Annotated in this window: 15 protein-coding genes; 4 read left to right on the top strand and 11 right to left on the bottom strand. The window is 62.5% G+C overall.

Annotated elements, in window-relative coordinates; all coding sequences use genetic code 11:
- Nucleotides 1-381 precede the first annotated feature (381 nt).
- Entirely contained in the window at nucleotides 382-777 is a 396-nt protein-coding gene (locus JL39_RS28820; protein ID WP_200884021.1) for a hypothetical protein, read from the top strand.
- A gap of 43 nt (nucleotides 778-820) precedes the next feature.
- Here JL39_RS28820 and JL39_RS28815 read toward each other — a convergent pair whose 3' ends face one another.
- Nucleotides 821-2,104, bottom strand: a complete 1,284-nt coding sequence (locus JL39_RS28815) for a cystathionine gamma-synthase family protein (RefSeq protein ID WP_037158924.1) — start codon at nucleotides 2,102-2,104, stop codon at nucleotides 821-823.
- Between the two features lie 195 nt (nucleotides 2,105-2,299).
- Between JL39_RS28815 and JL39_RS28810 the strand changes: the two genes are divergently transcribed.
- Nucleotides 2,300-3,700, top strand: a complete 1,401-nt coding sequence (locus JL39_RS28810) for a mannitol dehydrogenase family protein (protein WP_037158921.1) — start codon at nucleotides 2,300-2,302, stop codon at nucleotides 3,698-3,700.
- Here JL39_RS28810 and JL39_RS28805 read toward each other — a convergent pair.
- The 9 genes from JL39_RS28805 to JL39_RS28765 form a co-directional block, all read right to left on the bottom strand.
- Nucleotides 3,697-4,974 (bottom strand): L-fuconate dehydratase, encoded by a 1,278-nt coding sequence (locus JL39_RS28805; RefSeq protein ID WP_037158918.1) that lies wholly within the window; start codon nucleotides 4,972-4,974, stop codon nucleotides 3,697-3,699. The two genes, JL39_RS28810 and JL39_RS28805, sit on opposite strands and share 4 nt — an antisense overlap.
- Nucleotides 4,975-5,004: 30 nt before the next feature.
- A complete protein-coding gene (locus JL39_RS28800) occupies nucleotides 5,005-5,739 on the bottom strand; it encodes an SDR family oxidoreductase (protein WP_037158915.1) in 735 nt (244 codons plus the stop codon).
- A 49-nt stretch (nucleotides 5,740-5,788) separates the two neighbouring features.
- The gene (locus tag JL39_RS28795; protein ID WP_037159978.1) at nucleotides 5,789-6,118 is read right to left on the bottom strand and encodes an L-rhamnose mutarotase; all 330 of its coding nucleotides are present in this window, start codon (nucleotides 6,116-6,118) and stop codon (nucleotides 5,789-5,791) included.
- 10 nt (nucleotides 6,119-6,128) lie between these two features.
- Nucleotides 6,129-7,136 carry a zinc-binding alcohol dehydrogenase family protein gene (locus JL39_RS28790; protein WP_037158912.1) on the bottom strand — a complete coding sequence of 336 codons (1,008 nt, stop codon included), beginning with the start codon at nucleotides 7,134-7,136 and terminating at the stop codon, nucleotides 6,129-6,131.
- A 4-nt stretch (nucleotides 7,137-7,140) separates the two neighbouring features.
- Entirely contained in the window at nucleotides 7,141-7,959 is an 819-nt protein-coding gene (locus JL39_RS28785) for an amidohydrolase family protein (protein WP_037158909.1), read from the bottom strand.
- 1 nt (nucleotide 7,960) lies between these two features.
- Nucleotides 7,961-8,974 (bottom strand): aldo/keto reductase, encoded by a 1,014-nt coding sequence (locus JL39_RS28780; RefSeq protein ID WP_037158906.1) that lies wholly within the window; start codon nucleotides 8,972-8,974, stop codon nucleotides 7,961-7,963.
- 67 nt (nucleotides 8,975-9,041) lie between these two features.
- Nucleotides 9,042-9,983, bottom strand: coding sequence for an ABC transporter substrate-binding protein (locus tag JL39_RS28775; RefSeq protein ID WP_037158903.1), 942 nt, complete (start codon nucleotides 9,981-9,983; stop codon nucleotides 9,042-9,044).
- A 92-nt stretch (nucleotides 9,984-10,075) separates the two neighbouring features.
- Entirely contained in the window at nucleotides 10,076-11,104 is a 1,029-nt protein-coding gene (locus JL39_RS28770) for an ABC transporter permease (protein ID WP_037158900.1), read from the bottom strand.
- Nucleotides 11,105-11,112: 8 nt separating this feature from the next.
- Nucleotides 11,113-12,660, bottom strand: a complete 1,548-nt coding sequence (locus JL39_RS28765) for a sugar ABC transporter ATP-binding protein (protein WP_037159975.1) — start codon at nucleotides 12,658-12,660, stop codon at nucleotides 11,113-11,115.
- Between the two features lie 297 nt (nucleotides 12,661-12,957).
- Between JL39_RS28765 and JL39_RS28760 the strand changes: the two genes are divergently transcribed.
- Both JL39_RS28760 and JL39_RS28755 read left to right on the top strand, forming a co-directional pair.
- Nucleotides 12,958-13,659 (top strand): FadR/GntR family transcriptional regulator, encoded by a 702-nt coding sequence (locus JL39_RS28760; RefSeq protein WP_037158898.1) that lies wholly within the window; start codon nucleotides 12,958-12,960, stop codon nucleotides 13,657-13,659.
- Nucleotides 13,660-13,689: 30 nt separating this feature from the next.
- On the top strand, nucleotides 13,690-15,222 hold the full coding sequence (locus JL39_RS28755; RefSeq protein WP_037158895.1) for an altronate dehydratase family protein: 1,533 nt from the start codon (nucleotides 13,690-13,692) through the stop codon (nucleotides 15,220-15,222).
- A gap of 36 nt (nucleotides 15,223-15,258) precedes the next feature.
- Here JL39_RS28755 and opgC read toward each other — a convergent pair whose 3' ends face one another.
- Nucleotides 15,259-16,476 (bottom strand): OpgC domain-containing protein, encoded by a 1,218-nt coding sequence (gene opgC, locus JL39_RS28750; protein WP_037158892.1) that lies wholly within the window; start codon nucleotides 16,474-16,476, stop codon nucleotides 15,259-15,261.
- Nucleotides 16,477-16,508 lie beyond the last annotated feature (32 nt).

Genomic DNA, 16,508 nt, shown 5'->3' with positions numbered 1-16,508 from the left:
CGCTTCCATCGGAACCGTAACGTGCGGGAAGGGTGGAAGAGGTGAAAGCCATGGGAGCGGAACGGGAAACCGGACTTCTCCCTATCAAGCCTCCCCCTGGCCGCCGGGTCAGGTTCGGTTGAGCCGTGCAAGTGGCCTGAACAAGGCCACGCAGCGAGGCGAGATGATCACCTGTAGGGGCTGGACACCCCGAAAGAACGCCGAAGGCCACGCGAATGCGGAGCCACATACTAAAATCAATCGAGGTTCCGCATTCGTGTGGGCTCTCCGATTGGACAAGGGCAGGCCCGGTTCGCCGGGAATAGCGAGATTTGAAGTTGAGCACGAGGGCCGAAGCCGGCTGCGTGAACGCAGCCCCGTGCCTGAAGGAGGCTGGAAGCCATGCGGATGAGTGAGGAAGAAAGATGCCGGTTGTGGGAAGAGGAGCAGAATTCGCTCAAATTTCCGTGGATGACCCACCGTGAATTCAACCGGCTCTCCGAGCGCCAGAAATCGCGCGAATGGCAAAAGCTCACCCAGTATTTCACGACCTATCTCGGTTTCTGGAAGACCTGTGATCTTTCGTCCTGCCGCCGCGCCAGGGCCTGCAGGGGCTTTCTCACGGAGGCGCAATATCGCGACGAGCCGCGTTACCACGAGGGCTTTCCGCCCTGTGTCGGCCCCGGCGGAGCCCACCAGCAGGAGGTGCTGGAGGCCATGAGGCAGCTCGGCGGCGGGACGGAGGACGACGAGCCCAAATATGACGGCAGGCAGCGGGCGGAGGGAGATGACGCATGACAGGCCTGGTCGACCGCCCGCACGCCCCGCTCGCGCCCCCCGCTCACGCCTTGTCGAGCGCGATCGTGAGATCCGCGATCAGGTCGTCCGGGTGCTCGATGCCGATCGAAAGCCGGATGGTACTGTCGAGCACGCCGATCCTTTCGCGCACTTCCGCCGGCACGCCGGAATGGGTCATGGTCGCCGGGTGGCTGGCAAGCGATTCCGTGCCGCCCAGGCTGACGGCCAGCTTGAAGATCTGCAAGGCGTTGAGGAACCGGAACGAGGCCGGCTGCCCGCCCTGAATGTCGAAGGAGAAGGTCGAGCCGCCGCCGCTGCATTGCCGCGAAAAGACCTTTCCGGTCGGTGATTGCGGGTCGTCGAAGGGCAGGTAGTGCAGCTTTTCCACCCGCGGATGGCTGCGCAGGAATTCGGCGACCGCGGCCGCATTGGCATTCGCCTTTTCCATGCGGATCGACAGCGTTTCGAGCGAACGGCCGAGCATCCAGCAGGAATGCGGATCGAGCTGCGTGCCGATCGCCCCGCGCAGCGCCTTCACCTGCTTCATCACCGCCTTGGAGCCGAGCGCCGCCCCGGCGATCAGGTCCGAATGGCCGCCGACATATTTGGTGAGCGAATAGAGCGAGATATCGGCGCCATGCTCGATCGGCCGCTGGAAGACCGGGCCGAGCAGCGTGTTGTCGCAGGCGATCACCGGCGTGTGGCCCTGCCGTTTGCCGATCGCCTCCGCCACGCTCCGCATCAGCGGAATGTCGACCAGGCTGTTGGTCGGGTTGGCCGGCGTCTCGATGAGGATCACCGAGACGCGGCCTTTCGCCATCGCCTCTTCCGCGGCGGCGGTGACCGACGATCCGTTGACCCCGTCGGCAAATCCGACCGCCGCGACGCCGAGGTTGAGGAAGGTTTTCGCAAGCAGCGTTTCCGTGCCGCCGTAGAGCGGCTGCGAATGGAGGATGCTGTCGCCCGGCTTGACGAAGGCCAGCAGCGTCGTGGCGATCGCCGACATGCCGGAGGAAAAGAGCGCGCAGCTTTCCGTCTGCTCGTAGACCGCCAGCCGGTCCTCGACGATCTCGCTGTTCGGATGGTTGAAGCGGGAATAGACGAGGCCCGCGCCGGTGCCGGGCGGCGGCTCGCGGCGGCCGGAGACGAAATCGAAGAAGTCGCGGCCCTCTTCCGCCGATTTGAACACGAAGGTGGAGGTGAGGAAGACCGGCGGCTTGACCGCCCCTTCGGAAAGCTCCGGATCGTAGCCGTAGTTCAGCATCTGCGTTTCGGGATGGAGCTTGTGGTTGCCGATATGCGTCTTGGAAGGGTGCGGCGCGGTCATTTTCGTCTCCTGCGGGTGAGAAGCTGCATCATTTGAAATAAGGTCGCCGCCGGCATTCTCAAGCACCGCGGGGAGAAGGAGAAAAGGTCCGCAATGTCGCAAGTATGACGTTGACCCTCCCGTCCGGCGGAGGCTATCACTGCTTCGGTTCCAAACGGGAGGATGCCACGAAGTCTCGGGCATCATTGATCAAAAATGCAGCGTCTTACCGCGTCCACCCCCCTTCCGGCCCATGTTATAAAGCCTGCCTATGACCGTGCTTCGTTAAAGCCCGGTATTGTCCATATAGGGCTTGGCGCGTTCCACCGGGCGCATCAGGCGGTCTATACGGATGCGGCTCTGGCGGAAGAGTTCGGGAACTGGGGCATTGTCGGCGTCAGCTTACGCTCTGTCGATATCGTCCATGACCTGAGGGCGCAGGACGGGCTCTATACGGTCATCGCCCGCAGTGCCGCGGGAGACAGCGCCCGGGTCGTCGGTTCGGTGGTGCAGGGGCTGTCGGGCACGGAGGACCAGGAGGAAATCCTGTCCCTGATGGCCGATCCGGCGATCAGGATCGTCACCATGACGGTGACCGAAAAGGCCTATGGCTACGATCCGGTTTCGGGCGGCCTCGACCGCAACCATCAAGCCGTCGTGGCCGATCTCGCCAACCCCACCGCCCCCGTCGGGGTGATCGGCTATATCGTGGAAGGCCTGGCGCGCCGCCATGCCGCCGGCCTGCCGCCGTTCACGGTTCTCTGCTGCGACAACCTGCCGACCAACGGCCGCATCGTCCGGCGGCTCACGATCGAGATGGCCGGCAGCCGCGATCCGGCGCTCGCCACCTGGATCGCCGGCGAGGGCGCCTTCCCTTGCAGCATGGTGGATCGTATCGTCCCCGCCGCAACGGAGGAAACCCGCGCCCGCGCCGAAAAGCTGCTCGGCGCGGAAGACAAGCTGGCGCTGGACACCGAACCGTTCCTGCAATGGGTCATCGAAGACCGCTTCCTTTCCGGCCGGCCGAAATGGGAAGCCGGCGGCGCGCTTTTCGTCAGTGATGTCGAGCCCTACGAGAAGATGAAGCTCCGGCTCTTGAACGGCTCCCATTCCATGATGGCCTATCTCGGCCAGCTTCACGGCCTCACTTATATCCGCGACGTGATCGCCGTGCCGGAATACCGTGAAAGAGTCCGGCGGCACATGGCGGCGGTTCTGGAAACACTCGATCCGGTCCCCGGCATCTATCTCTCCGCCTATCAGGACGAACTCATCGAGCGCTTCTCCAATCCCGGCATCGCCCACCTGACGCGCCAGGTCGCCATGGACGGATCGCAGAAGCTGCCGCAGCGGATCATGGTGCCGGCCGTGGAAGAGCTTACTCAAGGCAAGGATGCGTCGGCATTCGCTTACGTATCGGCGGTCTGGATGGCCTATCTGATGAAGATAAGCGACATCAACGATCCGCGTGCTGCCGAGCTCAAGGCCGCGGCCGCGAAAGCGATGCCGAATGATCCTTCGGCGCCGTTCTTCGCAATTCCGGGCCTGTTTCCGCAGGCCCTGGTCGAGAACCGCGCATGGCGTGCGCTGGTGAACGCGGAACTCGAAAAACTCTAACCCCTGAACGTGTAATCGGCGATCGACTGCGGCTTCATCTCGATCGAGAAGCCGGGCCGCACCGGCGGCATATAGGCGGCATTTTTGATGACGCAGGGATCGACGAAATGCTCGTGCAGGTGGTCGACATATTCGATCACCCTTCCGTCCTTGGTGCCGGATACGGCGACATAGTCGATCATCGACAGGTGCTGAACATATTCGCAGAGGCCCACGCCGCCGGCATGCGGCCAGACGGGCAGGCCGTATTTCGCAGCGATCAGCAGCACCGCCAGCACCTCGTTCAGACCGCCCATGCGGCATGAATCGATCTGCACGATGTCGATCGCGCCTTCCGCGATGAACTGCTTGAACATGATGCGGTTCTGGCACATCTCGCCGGTCGCGACCTTGACCGGGCCGATCGCCTCGCGGATCTTGCGGTGGCCGGCGATGTCGTCCGGACTGGTCGGCTCCTCGATGAAAAAGGGGTTGGCGAAGGCGAGTTTCTTCACCCAGTCGATCGCCTGCCCGACTTCCCAGACCTGGTTGGCGTCGATCATCAGGTAGCGGTCGGGGCCGATCACCTCGCGGGCGATGGTCAGCCGCCGGATATCGTCTTCGAGATCGCGGCCGACCTTCATCTTGACGTGGTTGAAGCCGGCATCGACGGCTTCCCGGCAGAGGCGGCGCAGCTTCTCCTCCGGATATCCCAGCCAGCCGGCGGAGGTCGTGTAGCAGGCGTAACCCTCGCGCTTCAGCGTCCCGATCCGCTCCGCCTTGCCGGCTTCGGCCCTTTTCAGGATCGCCAGCGCATCCTCGCGGGTGATAACGTCGGTGAGGTAGCGGTAGTCGACGATATCGGCGATCTGTTCCGGCGAGAGCTCGGAGACGAGCTGCCAGACCGGCTTGCCGCGCTCCTTGGCGTAAAGATCCCAGAAGGCGTTGACGACCGCGCCGGTAGCGAGATGGATCGCACCCTTCTCGGGACCGATCCAGCGAAGCTGGCTGTCGCTTGTCAGATGCCGCCAGAACTTTCCGGGCGCTGCCGCGAAGGCCTCGAGTTCCTGGCCGACCACCAGATGCCGCATCGCCTTGATTGCCATGCAGCAGATGTCGTTGCCGCGGCCGATCGTGAAGGTCAGGCCATGGCCGGCAAGACCGTCGCGATCGGTGTCGAGGATGACATAGGCTGCCGAATAGTCCGGGTCCGGATTCATGGCATCGGAGCCGTCGAGGCTTTGCGATGTCGGGAAACGCAGGTCGAAGACGCGGAGATCGGTGATGCGGGTCATGGGGCTCTCGTGTTGGGGTCTCTCGTGTATTCAGATGGTCCAGCCGCCGTCGATTACGTAAGCCTGACCTGACGTATAGGTGGCGCAGGCAAGGTAGACGGCGAGGTCGGCGATTTCTTCCGGCGTCCCGAGCCGGCCCATCGGCTGGCGGGCGATAAAGGCAGCACGTGCTTCCTCGTAGTCGCCTTGCGCCTTCATGCGGTCCTGAAGAGAGGGGCTTTCGACCGTACCGGGGCAGATGCAATTGCAGCGGATGCCCTGCGTCACATAGTCGGCGGCGACCGATTTGGTGAGCCCGATGACGGCCGCCTTGGTGACGCCGTAGGCAAACCGGTTCGGCACGCCCTTGATGCTGGAGGCGACAGAGGACATGTTGATGATGGCCCCGTCCTTCTTCTCCAGCATGCCGGGCAGCACGGCCCGGATGGTGCGCACCATGGATTTGACGTTGAGGTTGATGGCGAGGTCCAGATCGCTATCCTTCATGTCGAGGATGGAGCCGGCATGCACCATGCCGGCGCAGTTGAAGAGAATGTCGATCGTCCCGGTCTTCTCGACGAAAGCCCTGACGGCGGCATCGTCCAGCACGTCGAGCCGGGCGGTCGTGAGATGGCCGATATTCGGAAGTTCCGCGAGCAGGGCCTCGTTGATGTCGGTCGCACGGACGGTCGCTCCAGCCTCGGCGAAGGCGAGCGCGGTCGCGCGGCCGATGCCCTGGCCCGCGGCGGTCACGAGTACGGTCTTTCCATCCAGTCTGGTCGTCATGTCATGTCCTCGGTTCGTGGTGTGGCCGGTCAGTCTGATTGAGGAATCCTCAATCCAGATGAAAGACCTCTTCCATCATTGCCCACCATTCACCCTCTTTGCGGCTCGCAAGCGGCTTCTGGCAAGGGATGGTGAAGGACCACCATTCCAGATTTTTTGGATCGGCCGCCATTTTCGCCGTGTCGGCTTCGAAATCCGTGCCGTGATATTCCCAGGTGCCGAACAGCAGGTTCTCCGGTTCGCGCAAGAAGATCGTGTAGTTCCTGATGTTGCAGCGGCTGATGAGGTCGAGAATTTCCGGCCAGACGGCGGCGTGCAGCCGCTTGTATTCCGCGATCATATGCGGTTCGACGCCGATCAGCATGCCCATGCGTTGCATCATTTCCTCCTCAGACCTCCACCAGCGCCTTGACCACGCCGGCCGCCGGATCGGTCAGCCTCGGAAAACGTTCCGGCACATCCGCCAGCGTCATTCTATGGGTGACCAGCGCCGCGGGGATTCGGCCCTCCCGCATGGCCTGCATGACGCGCTCGAAATCCACTCGTGTCGCATTGCGGCTGCCGAGCAGGGAAGTCTCGCGCTTGTGGAATTCCGGATCGGAGAAGGCGATGTCGCTTGAGACGATGGAGACCAGCACATAGGTGCCGCCATGGCCGACGAAGCCGAAACCGCGTTCGATCGCCTTTGGGTTGCCGGTGGCGTCGAAGACCACATCGAAAAAATCGCCATCGGTCACAGTCGAAAGCTGAGCCTCGTCTTCGGCGCCGAGCTGCACGATCGAGGTGATGCCGAGATGTCGTCGGGCGAAATCGAGCCGATCGGTCCGGCCGTCAAGCAGCGTTACGTCGCCGCCATCGAGCAGTGCGAAGATCGCCACGGCGAGGCCGATCGGCCCGGCGCCGGTCACCAGAACCTTCTGACCGGGTTCGACCCGGGCGCGGGCCACCGCATGGGCGCCGATCGCCAGGAATTCCACCATGGCGGCCTGGTCGAGCGAAAGCCCATCGGCCTTCAAGACGAATTCCTGCGGCAGGCTGAGATATTCGCTCATGCCGCCGTCGCGATGAACGCCGAGCACGCCGAGGGTGCGGCAGCAATTGGTCTTGCCCTTCAGGCAGGCATGGCAGCGGCCGCAGGAAATATAGGGAATGATCGAAACGGTATCGCCCGGCGAAAGGTGGCTGCCGGGGGGCGCTTCCTCGACGGTCGCCGCAAGCTCGTGTCCCATGACCCGTGGATAGGAAAGATAGGGCTGGTTGCCGGTGAAGATATGCAGGTCCGTGCCGCAAACCCCGATGCGGCGGAGCTTCACCAGCACCTCGCCTTCGCCGCGGGCAGGCTTCGGGCGGTCGATGGCGCTGAGCTTGCCGGGCGCGTCGCAGATTATAGTTAGCATATACTTACACTCCAAGCCGATAGAAGCGGTTGGCATTGCCCCCGAAGACCGCCGCATGATGTTCGGCAGGCACGATGTCCAGGCATTGATCGAGCCAGGTGCCGTATTCGCCTGCCAGCCGCAGAACCGGCCAATCGCTGCCCCAGATGACCCGTTCCGAGCCGAATAGATCGAGGATGGTTTCCGCGTAAGGCCGCACTGCCTGTGGTCTCTGGTCGCCTGCCTCCGTCAGCAGGCCGGAAAGCTTGCAATGAACATGCGGCAGTTCCGCGAGCGCCTTCATATGGACATGCCAGCCGATAATGCGGCCCTCCACGATGGGGGGCTTGGCGCCGTGATCGATCACAATCGGCAGGTTCGGATAGCGTCGGGCGAATGCAAGCAAAGGCTCAAGGTGGCGCGGCAGGACGAGTGCGTCGAAGACAAGGCCCTGTTCGATCATCGCGACGACCGCGGGATCGAGGCGCGGATCGTCGATCCAGCGGTCGTCCGAAATATCCTGCAGCATCGGGCGAAAGCCTTTCAGCTTCGGATGCCGCGCCAGCCGGGTGATTTTTGCAGGTGCATCCGAAGCCTTCATGTCGGTCCAGCCGACAACGCCGAGGATGAAGGGCGTCCTGTCCGCAAGGTCCAGCATGAAAGCGGTATCGGCCTCGTTCTCCATTGTCTGGACCAGAACGGTGCCGTCCACACCGGCGTCGGCAAGAAGCGGCCGCATGTCTTCCGGCGTGAAGTCCCGATGGATGGCGGCAAGCTCCGGTGGCGGCCATTGGCCGGCCCGGTCGGCGATCCGCCAGAAATGCTGGTGGGCGTCTATCCGCATCTCAGGCCTCCTCCCGTGGAATGGGAGCCCCTTCGGCAATCAACCCGCGCTCCTTCAGCCGAACCCAGAACGATGCCGGAATGCTTTCGGAGAACCAGTCGACATTGGATTTGATCTGTTCGGCGGTGCGGGCGCCAGAGACGATGGTCATTACAGCGGGATGGGCGAGGGGAAATTGCAGCGCAGCCGCTTGCAGGGTCACGCCCTCTTCTTCGCAGACCGTGTTGAGGGTGTCGAGTTGCGCCAGGATTTCGGCTGGCGCGTCCGTGTAGTTGAATTTGCGGTTGCCGGCGAGCAGGCCGGAATTGAAGGGACCGGCGACGACGATGCCGACGCCCCGCTTTGCGCATTCGTCCATGAAGGCAAGGCTCCGCTGTTCGAGAAGCGTGTAGCGCCCGGCGAGCATCGCGACGTCGATGTCGCAAACCCCCATGGCGTCGCGAATGATCTCCCATTCGTTGACGCCAAGGCCGATGGCCTTGGTGAGGTTCTGCTCACGCAACTTGCGGAGCGCATGGAAGCCGCCACCGTCGGTCAGTTGCTCCCAATAGTGCAGGTGCCTATCCCCGTGTGTCATGCTGCCGATGTCGTGCACATAGAGGATATCGGGTTTCAGGATGCCGAGCCGCTGCTGGCTCGCCTCAAAGGAGCGCATGATGCCGTCATGGGTGTAGTCATAGACCGGGCGGAAGGACAGCGGCGCGATGTAGCCATCCTCTTCCGGGCCGACCGTTTCGTCCGGCACCATGACGCGGCCGACCTTGGTGCTGAGCACATAGTCGCCGCGATCGAGGTCGGTCAGCATGGTGCCGAGCCGGCGTTCCGAACGCGTGTAGCCGTAGAAGGGCGCCGTGTCGTAATAGCGGATGCCGGCATCCCAGGCCGCCTTGAACGCGCCGGCGGACTCTTCGTAGGAGGTCTTGCGGTAAAGATTGCCCATCTGCGCGCAGCCGAGCCCCATGACGGTCAGTTCGACGGTGGCGTTGGGCAGCTTTCGGCGGTCGGCGACGTGCATCGGTGTAATCCCTGGATAAGCAATAAGGGACACGCATCATTGACGATGCGTGTCCGCAGGAGGCGGCTCAGTAGAGGACGTTCTTGGCTTCCGGCTTGTCGATATTGTCCTTGGTGACGACCACGACGCCGGTATCGACGAATTTCTCGACCTTCTCCTTGTTCATGATCTTGAGCACGGTCTGGATGCCGAGTTCGCCCATCTGAAACGAGCCCTGCACCGCGATGGCCGACAGCGTGCCGTCCTTGACGAATTCCTGCAGATCCTGGTTTCCGTCGAAGCCGATCGCCACGACCTTTCCCGCCTTGCCGGATTGCTTCAGCGCGCGGCCCATGCCGATTGCGGTCGGTTCGTTGGCGCCGAAAATACCCTTGAGGTCGGAATTGGCGGCCAGCACGTCGGTCGTCTGGTTGAGTGCGGTGGCCATCTGGGACTGCGAATAGAACGGGCCGACGATCTGAAGCTTGGAATGCGCCTTGATATAGTCGGTGAAACCGCCGACGCGGCCGATTTCGGAACCGGCGCCCGCCACATAGGACATGACCGCGATCTTGCCTTCGGTGCCGACCTTGTCGATCAGCGCCTGGGCGGCAAGCTCACCCGCCTTCTTGTTGTCGGTGGCGAGGAAGGACTGATAATATTGCTCGGCATCCTTGGAGAGCATCGAGTCGACGATCACGACCGGGATGCGGGCTTCCCAGGCCTTCTTGACGGCGGGGACGAGCGCATCCGGATCGGAAGGCGCCAGCACGATGCCGGAAACTTTCCGGTTGACGGCGTTCTCGACCATGTTCACCTGGTCGGCGATGGCCGATTCCGCGGCAGGCCCCTGGAAGGTCATGGTGTTGTCGCCGCCACCGGCCTTCATGGCGGCATCGGCGCCTTTCTGGACGTTCTGCCAGAACGTGGAATTGACGGTCTTGACGATGACCGCGATTTCGCCGGCCTGGGCCGGAACGGCGGCGAGCGCGATCACGGATGTCAGCAGTGCGGCAGCAAGCTTTCTCATTTGTCTTCCTCCTCTTGATGGCCTGACCGGCCGGTTTTCGAGAGAGCTCCTCACTCCCTGAAGTCTTGCGGAAACGGGTCCGCACCCCTCTCTCAACGGCGATTTCGAAGCTGGTCGATCCACACGGTGACCAGGATGACGAGGCCGATGATGATCTGCTGCGTGAAGGCGGAGACGCCGTTCATGTTCAATCCGTTGCGCAGGATGCCGATGACGAAGGCGCCGATTGCCGTGCCCGAGATCGTGCCGACCCCTCCGATAAGCGAGGTGCCGCCGATGACGGCGCTGGCAATGGCGTCGAGTTCGTACATGACGCCCTCGTTGGGCTGGGCTGTGACGAGGCGTGACATCAATACGCAGCCGGTGAGGCCGGCCAGCGTGCCGGACAGCACATAGGTGAAGCTGACGATGCGGGTGACGTTGACGCCGGAAAGCCGCGCGGCATCCGGGTTCGAGCCGACGGCATAGATATGCCGACCGAGCACCGAGCGGTTCAGCATGAGGGAAACAGCGATCGCAATCACCACCATCAGGATGACGGGATAGGGGATGCCCGGAAAGACGACGGTCGGAAACCCGTCGTCGCCGATATTGACCACGCGCAGGAAAGAGCCGTTGCCGAGTTCGCCGAAGGATTCACCAAGGCCGGAAACCGCGCGGGCGCCGGTGATCTGCAGCGCAACGCCGCGGGCGATCAGCATCATGCCGAGCGTGGCGATGAAAGGCGGAAGCCTCATCTTCGTGACGAGCATGCCGTTGATGAAGCCACAGATCGTTCCGGTCAGGATGCCGGCGATCATGCCGAGCCAGATGGGCGTGCCGAAATCCTTGACCGCCAGCGCCGCGACGACGCCGGACAGCGCCAGCACCGAGCCGACGGAAAGATCGATGCCTCCGGTGATGATGACGCAGGTGGCGCCGATGCCGAGCAGTGCGATCGACGTCACCTGCAGTGCGATCGTCATGCCGTTGTTGAGGGTGAAGAAAGCGCTGCTCGTCAAAGAGAAGACGGCAATCAGCACGAACAGGCTGCCGAGTGCGGCGAACTTCTGAATGATGTCCTTCTGCCGGTCACTGAGCGAGACGCCCTTCTGCTTGGAGACTTCGGTGATTTCGGCCATGTCGTCCCTCATCCTGCCGACCGCGCGTAGCCGGAGGCATATCGCATGATTTCTTCCTGGGTCGTCTTCTTCGTCTCGAGCACGCCGGTGATGCGGCCCTGGTGGAAGACCGCGACGCGATCCGTCATGCCGAGGATTTCCGGCAGTTCGGAACTGATCAGCACGACGCCGATGCCTTCGGCCGCGAGCGCGTCCATGATGCGGTAGATCGATAGTTTCGCACCGACGTCGATACCGCGCGTCGGTTCGTCGAAGAACAGCACTTTCGATTTGCGGAACAGCCACTTGCCGATGATGATCTTCTGCTGGTTGCCGCCGGAAAGAAGCCGCACCGGCTGCCTGATCGAGGGCGTGCGGATGTTGAGAAGGTTGACGTAGTCGTTCGCCGCCTTGGCCTGCCTCGCGAAGTCGATCAGCCCGAAACGGTTAGAGACGTCTTCCATGTTCGCAAGCGTCATATTGGCGTCGACCGGCATCTTGATCGCTAGGCCCTGAGCTTTTCGGTCTTCGGAAAGATAGGCGATGCCGGCAGCGATCGCATCGCGTGGCGATGTGATCGATAGAGCCTGACCGTGCAACGTGACCGTGCCGGCATCGAGCGGATCAGCGCCGAAGATGGCGCGGGCAACTTCCGTGCGGCCGGCGCCCATCAGACCCGCAAAGCCCAGGATCTCGCCGCGGCGGAGCGTGAAGGAGATGTCGCGGAAGGTGCCGGCGCGGCTGAGGCCATCGGCGCTAAGGACGATCTCGTCGCTCGGGGTCGAGGTCCGGTCCGGGAACTTTTCGTCCAGCGACCGGCCGACCATTTTCGAGACGATCGCATCGACGGTGGTGGCGGCGAAATCGTCGGTGGAAATGTAGCGCCCGTCGCGCAGCACCGTGACCCGGTCGACGATCTCGGCCATCTCGTCGAGCCGGTGCGAGATGTAGACGATGCCGACACCGGAAGCCTTCAGGTCGCGGATGACCTTGAAGAGAAGCCGCGTCTCCTGCTCGGTGAGCGAGGAGGTCGGCTCGTCCATGATCAGAACCTCTGCGTCGAGAGACAGCGCCTTGGCGATCTCGACCATCTGGCATTGCGCAACGGAAAGCCCGCGCACCGGCCGGCCCGGATCGATGTCGACGCCGAGCCGGTCGAGGCAGCGTTTGGCCTCTGCCCGCAACTTTTTCCGGTCGACCAGAAAGCCGCGCCCCATGAAGCCGAGGCGGGGTTCGCGGGCGAGATATATGTTCTCGGCGACCGTGAGATGCGGAACGAGGTTGAGCTCCTGGTGAATGATGGCGATGCCGGCGGCTTCGGAGTCCCGAGTGGAGGAAAAGTGCCGTTCCGCGCCCTTGTAGATGATCGTGCCGGCGCTCGGCTGGTAGACGCCGCTGATGATCTTCATGAGCGTCGATTTGCCGGCGCCGTTCTCGCCGCAGACGGCATGCACCTCGCCGCGCCGGAGATCGAAATGCACGTTGGAGAGCGCCCGGACGCCGGGAAATTCCTTGCTGATATTGTCGAGGCGGAGCAGCGGCTCGCTGGAGGCCGAAAGCGCAGGCCCCGCCGTCATGGCGGGCCCATTGGCGCTCTGGCGTTGCTCGGCGGGCCTGCTTTCCATGATCTCCTCCCGGGGCCGGATGGCCCGATCCGCCCTCGGCTCCTCCCGCTGGCGTTGCTTAATGGGTAACCCTCGGTGGAAAAGTGGTCAAGCCAATTTTTATTCAAGCAGCGGAATGGTTGCTGACTGATGGGGGCTTGCTGGCCTGAAAACAGGAAAAGTTACGATATTTCAGTTATATGATTTGCGCCTTGCTCTGTTTGGCTCGTGGGCTTATGGTAAGGCCAAATATTCGGGATGACGAAATCCATGAACGAATCCATCAAGGCGGCTGAGCCGCGGCGGCTGTATCAGCAGATTGCCGACCAGATCCGGTCCCTCATTCAGGCGGGACAGTTTCCGGCGGGTGCGCGCCTGCCGGCGGAGCGGGAACTGGCCCAGCAACTCGGCGTGTCGCGCCCCTCCCTGCGTGAGGCGCTGATCGCGCTCGAAATCGACGGCAGCGTCGAAATCCGCATGGGCTCCGGCATCTATGTGACGGCCGAGCCGGATAGGCGCCCGTGGCAGACCGGTTCCATGGGTGAGAGCCCGCTGGAATTGATGCAGGCGCGTGCCGCCGTCGAAGGCGCGGTCATCCTTCTGGCGGCGGCGAGGATCACCCAGGATGGGCTCAAATCGCTGCGCCAGACGCTCGACCAGATGCGGGCGGAGATCGCCGAAGGCCGCAAGCCGCTCGATCTTGACCGGCTTTTCCATCTGACGATTGCCGGCCAGTCGGAAAATTCCGTGCTGGCGCATATCGTGGGCGACCTTTTCGACGAACGGCACAGCCCGCTCTCGGCGCAGATCCGCGTCCGTTTCGAAACGCCCGAGACCTGGGGTTTCGCGCTTGCCGAGCACGAGGCGATCTATGCGGCGCTGGAGGCGCGCAATCCGCTTCTGGCCCAGGCGATGATGCATGCGCATCTGGAGGAATCCAAACAGCGCTGGATGAACAATGAGGCCCGGTGATACTTGCGCCGGCCTGGGGAGGAGACAGGCATGAACGAGGCGGTTTCGCCGATCATCATTTTGAATCCGGCCGATGATGTGGGGGTCGCGCGGCGGTCTCTGCCGGCGGGCGGACCGACCGGTTACGCCGATCTTGTGGCACGCGAGCTGATCGGCCGCGGCCATAAGGTGGCGATCAGGCCAATCCCGGCCGGTCGAGAAGTGAAGAAATACGGCCAGGTGATCGGTATCGCGACGCAGGATATCGAGCCAGGCAGTCACGTGCATCTGCACAATCTTGCCATGCTGCCCTCAGAGCACGAGCATCAGTTCAGCGTCGATATCGAGGAAAGGGGCATGCTGCCGGAAGCGGAGCGGCGCACTTTCCTCGGCTACGACCGGGGTTTGGGCGGCGCCGGCACGCGCAACTTTATCGGCATCATTTCCTCGGTGAACTGTTCCGCCACCGTGTCGCGCTACATCGCCGACTACTTCAATCGAATGGGGGGACTGGAGGGGTTCCCGAACGTCGACGGCGTGGTGGCGCTCACCCACGGCGGCGGCTGTGCATTGAATACCAAGTCGGAAGGCTACCAGCTCCTGATCCGCACCATCCAGGGCTATGCAAAACACCCGAATTTCGGTGGCATCCTGATGATCGGGCTGGGCTGTGAGACGAACCAGATCGCGCCGATCCTCGAACATTATCGCATGGAAGAGGGCGATCGGCTCAGGACCATGACGATCCAGCAGCATGGCGGAACGAGGAAGACCATCGATGCGGCGATCGCCATCATCAAGGAGATGCTGCCAGGTGTGAATGCGGCGAAACGCACGCCGCAGCCCCTTTCGAAACTGAAGCTTGCGCTGGAATGCGGCGGTTCGGACGGTTACTCCGGTATTTCCGCCAACCCGGCGCTTGGCCATGCTTCCGATCTCATCGTCCGCAACGGCGGGACGACCGTGCTCTCGGAAACCCCGGAAATCTACGGCGCCGAACATCTCCTGACGCGGCGTGCAGTGACGCCGGATGTCGCCAGGAAACTTCTGCAGCGGATCGACTGGTGGCGGGACTATACCGCCCGCAACGGAGACGAGCTCAACAACAACCCTTCTCATGGCAACAAGCTGGGTGGCCTGACCACCATTCTTGAAAAGTCGCTCGGGGCGGTCGCCAAGGGTGGTTCCATGCCGCTGAAGGCGGTCTACGAATTCGCGGAGACCGTCACCGATCAGGGTTTTGTCTTCATGGATACGCCGGGTTACGACCCGGTGGCGGTGACGGGCCAGGTTGCGGGTGGCTGCAATGTCATCTGTTTCACCACCGGCCGCGGTTCGGTCTCGGGCTTCAAGCCGGCGCCCTGCATCAAGATCGCCACCAACTCCGAGATGTACGAGCACATGAAGGAGGATATGGACCTGAACTGCGGTGGCATCGTCACCGGCGAGGAGACGATCGAGGAGGCAGGAGTTCGCATTTTCGAGGATGTGATCGCGGTGGCTTCCGGCAAGAAGACGCTGAGCGAGATCTACGACTATGGCGACAACGAATTCGTGCCGTGGCAGGTCGGGGCGGTGACCTGAGCCGCCGCCCCGAGGATTGTTTTACCGGATGAGGGCCTACCGCGATCCGGCCGGCTTCTGCTGCTGGGCTTGGACCGTCTGCGGGGCCGGGGTGCCGAAGAACCGGTCCCGCTCGCGCCACAGCGCCGGGATCGACAGGAGGGCGATCGAGACAAAGGCGATCGCGGTCTTCGTTAGCTCATCGAGTTCCGGCGAACGCCCGTCGAAATAATAGACGAAATAGACGATCGCGACGTGCCACACATAGACATAGAGCGAATGGCGGCCGAGAAGCTGCAGGTATTTCAGCGAGAAGACCCAGGTGAGAGCGCCTGCGATACGGCGAACCCACGCAGCCTTGTGCTTCGGACCCGCGACGATCAGCCAGGTGACGAGCATAGCCACGGCGGCAAAGTTCAGGAGATAGACCGGGCCGAAATCGGCGCGGATTTCCATTGAGGCGAACTTGCCGATCATGTGCGGCGGCATCAGTTCATGTGCCGTGATGAGGCGCAGCGGCAGGAAAAACAGCACCAGCACCAGCGCCACCTTGGGGATGAAGGTGTTGTCCGGCGAAAGGATCTTCTTCCAGTCGATCTTGCCCGCCGAGGTCAGCGCACCGAGCACCAGTGCCGAATAGAAGACAATCTGCCAGCCGAGCAGGTTGAACGACACGCGGACGCCCTGGTCGTCCACGCCCATAACCAGGTCATTGAGCGGGGTTGTGACGATCTGTTGCAGACCGAGCTGCGCGGTCATCCAGAGGATGATCGAGCCGGCGATGACATAGTGCCACTTGTCTTCCAGCACGAGCTTCACGAGCATCGGCGCAAAGAGCATGTAGACGATGTATTGCGGCAGGATATCCATGAAGGTGGGCTGGTACAGGAAGGAGGCGATCGCGGCGAGACGCAGTGGATCGTCGAAGTTCGTGTAGCCGAGCCAATTGAACCAGATCGTATAGGCGCCGGGCAGCAGCATCTGTGCGGCCAGTACAACCAGGACGATGCCCATCGCATAACGATAAAGTTCGAACGCCCTGGTGTAGATGGCGGCACGGCCGGCAGCATAGCCGTTTCTCATCATCTTCTTGGCATAGACCATGCCGATCAGCAGGCCGGACAGGAAGACGAAGCCTTGCGCATCTTCCACGAAAGCAAGCTGGTTGTGATTGATTTTCACCAGGAAGTAGCCGCCGGCGAAGATCAGGTGATTGATCAGCATGAAAACGAGGAAATATCCTCGCATTCCGTCAATTATATCAAAGCGTTTCATCGGTCGCGGTCTCCGTCTTTGCCGGTCCCGGT

The sequence above is a fragment of the Rhizobium sp. YS-1r genome (genome assembly GCF_000757525.1).
Classification (GTDB): Bacteria; Pseudomonadota; Alphaproteobacteria; order Rhizobiales; family Rhizobiaceae; genus Neorhizobium; species Neorhizobium petrolearium.
This window is presented reverse-complemented; position numbering and strand designations above follow the sequence as displayed.

Excerpts from the sequence above, each read along its gene's own strand:
- JL39_RS28820 (WP_200884021.1), top strand. The coding sequence starts at position 382 with ATGCGGATGAGTGAGGAAGAAAGATGCCGGTTGTGGGAAGAGGAGCAG.
- JL39_RS28815 (WP_037158924.1), bottom strand. The coding sequence starts at position 2,104 with ATGACCGCGCCGCACCCTTCCAAGACGCATATCGGCAACCACAAGCTC.
- JL39_RS28810 (WP_037158921.1), top strand. The coding sequence starts at position 2,300 with ATGCAGCGTCTTACCGCGTCCACCCCCCTTCCGGCCCATGTTATAAAG.
- JL39_RS28805 (WP_037158918.1), bottom strand. The coding sequence starts at position 4,974 with ATGACCCGCATCACCGATCTCCGCGTCTTCGACCTGCGTTTCCCGACA.
- JL39_RS28800 (WP_037158915.1), bottom strand. The coding sequence starts at position 5,739 with ATGACGACCAGACTGGATGGAAAGACCGTACTCGTGACCGCCGCGGGC.
- JL39_RS28795 (WP_037159978.1), bottom strand. The coding sequence starts at position 6,118 with ATGCAACGCATGGGCATGCTGATCGGCGTCGAACCGCATATGATCGCG.
- JL39_RS28790 (WP_037158912.1), bottom strand. The coding sequence starts at position 7,136 with ATGCTAACTATAATCTGCGACGCGCCCGGCAAGCTCAGCGCCATCGAC.
- JL39_RS28785 (WP_037158909.1), bottom strand. The coding sequence starts at position 7,959 with ATGCGGATAGACGCCCACCAGCATTTCTGGCGGATCGCCGACCGGGCC.
- JL39_RS28780 (WP_037158906.1), bottom strand. The coding sequence starts at position 8,974 with ATGCACGTCGCCGACCGCCGAAAGCTGCCCAACGCCACCGTCGAACTG.
- JL39_RS28775 (WP_037158903.1), bottom strand. The coding sequence starts at position 9,983 with ATGAGAAAGCTTGCTGCCGCACTGCTGACATCCGTGATCGCGCTCGCC.
- JL39_RS28770 (WP_037158900.1), bottom strand. The coding sequence starts at position 11,104 with ATGGCCGAAATCACCGAAGTCTCCAAGCAGAAGGGCGTCTCGCTCAGT.
- JL39_RS28765 (WP_037159975.1), bottom strand. The coding sequence starts at position 12,660 with ATGACGGCGGGGCCTGCGCTTTCGGCCTCCAGCGAGCCGCTGCTCCGC.
- JL39_RS28760 (WP_037158898.1), top strand. The coding sequence starts at position 12,958 with ATGAACGAATCCATCAAGGCGGCTGAGCCGCGGCGGCTGTATCAGCAG.
- JL39_RS28755 (WP_037158895.1), top strand. The coding sequence starts at position 13,690 with ATGAACGAGGCGGTTTCGCCGATCATCATTTTGAATCCGGCCGATGAT.
- opgC (WP_037158892.1), bottom strand. The coding sequence starts at position 16,476 with ATGAAACGCTTTGATATAATTGACGGAATGCGAGGATATTTCCTCGTT.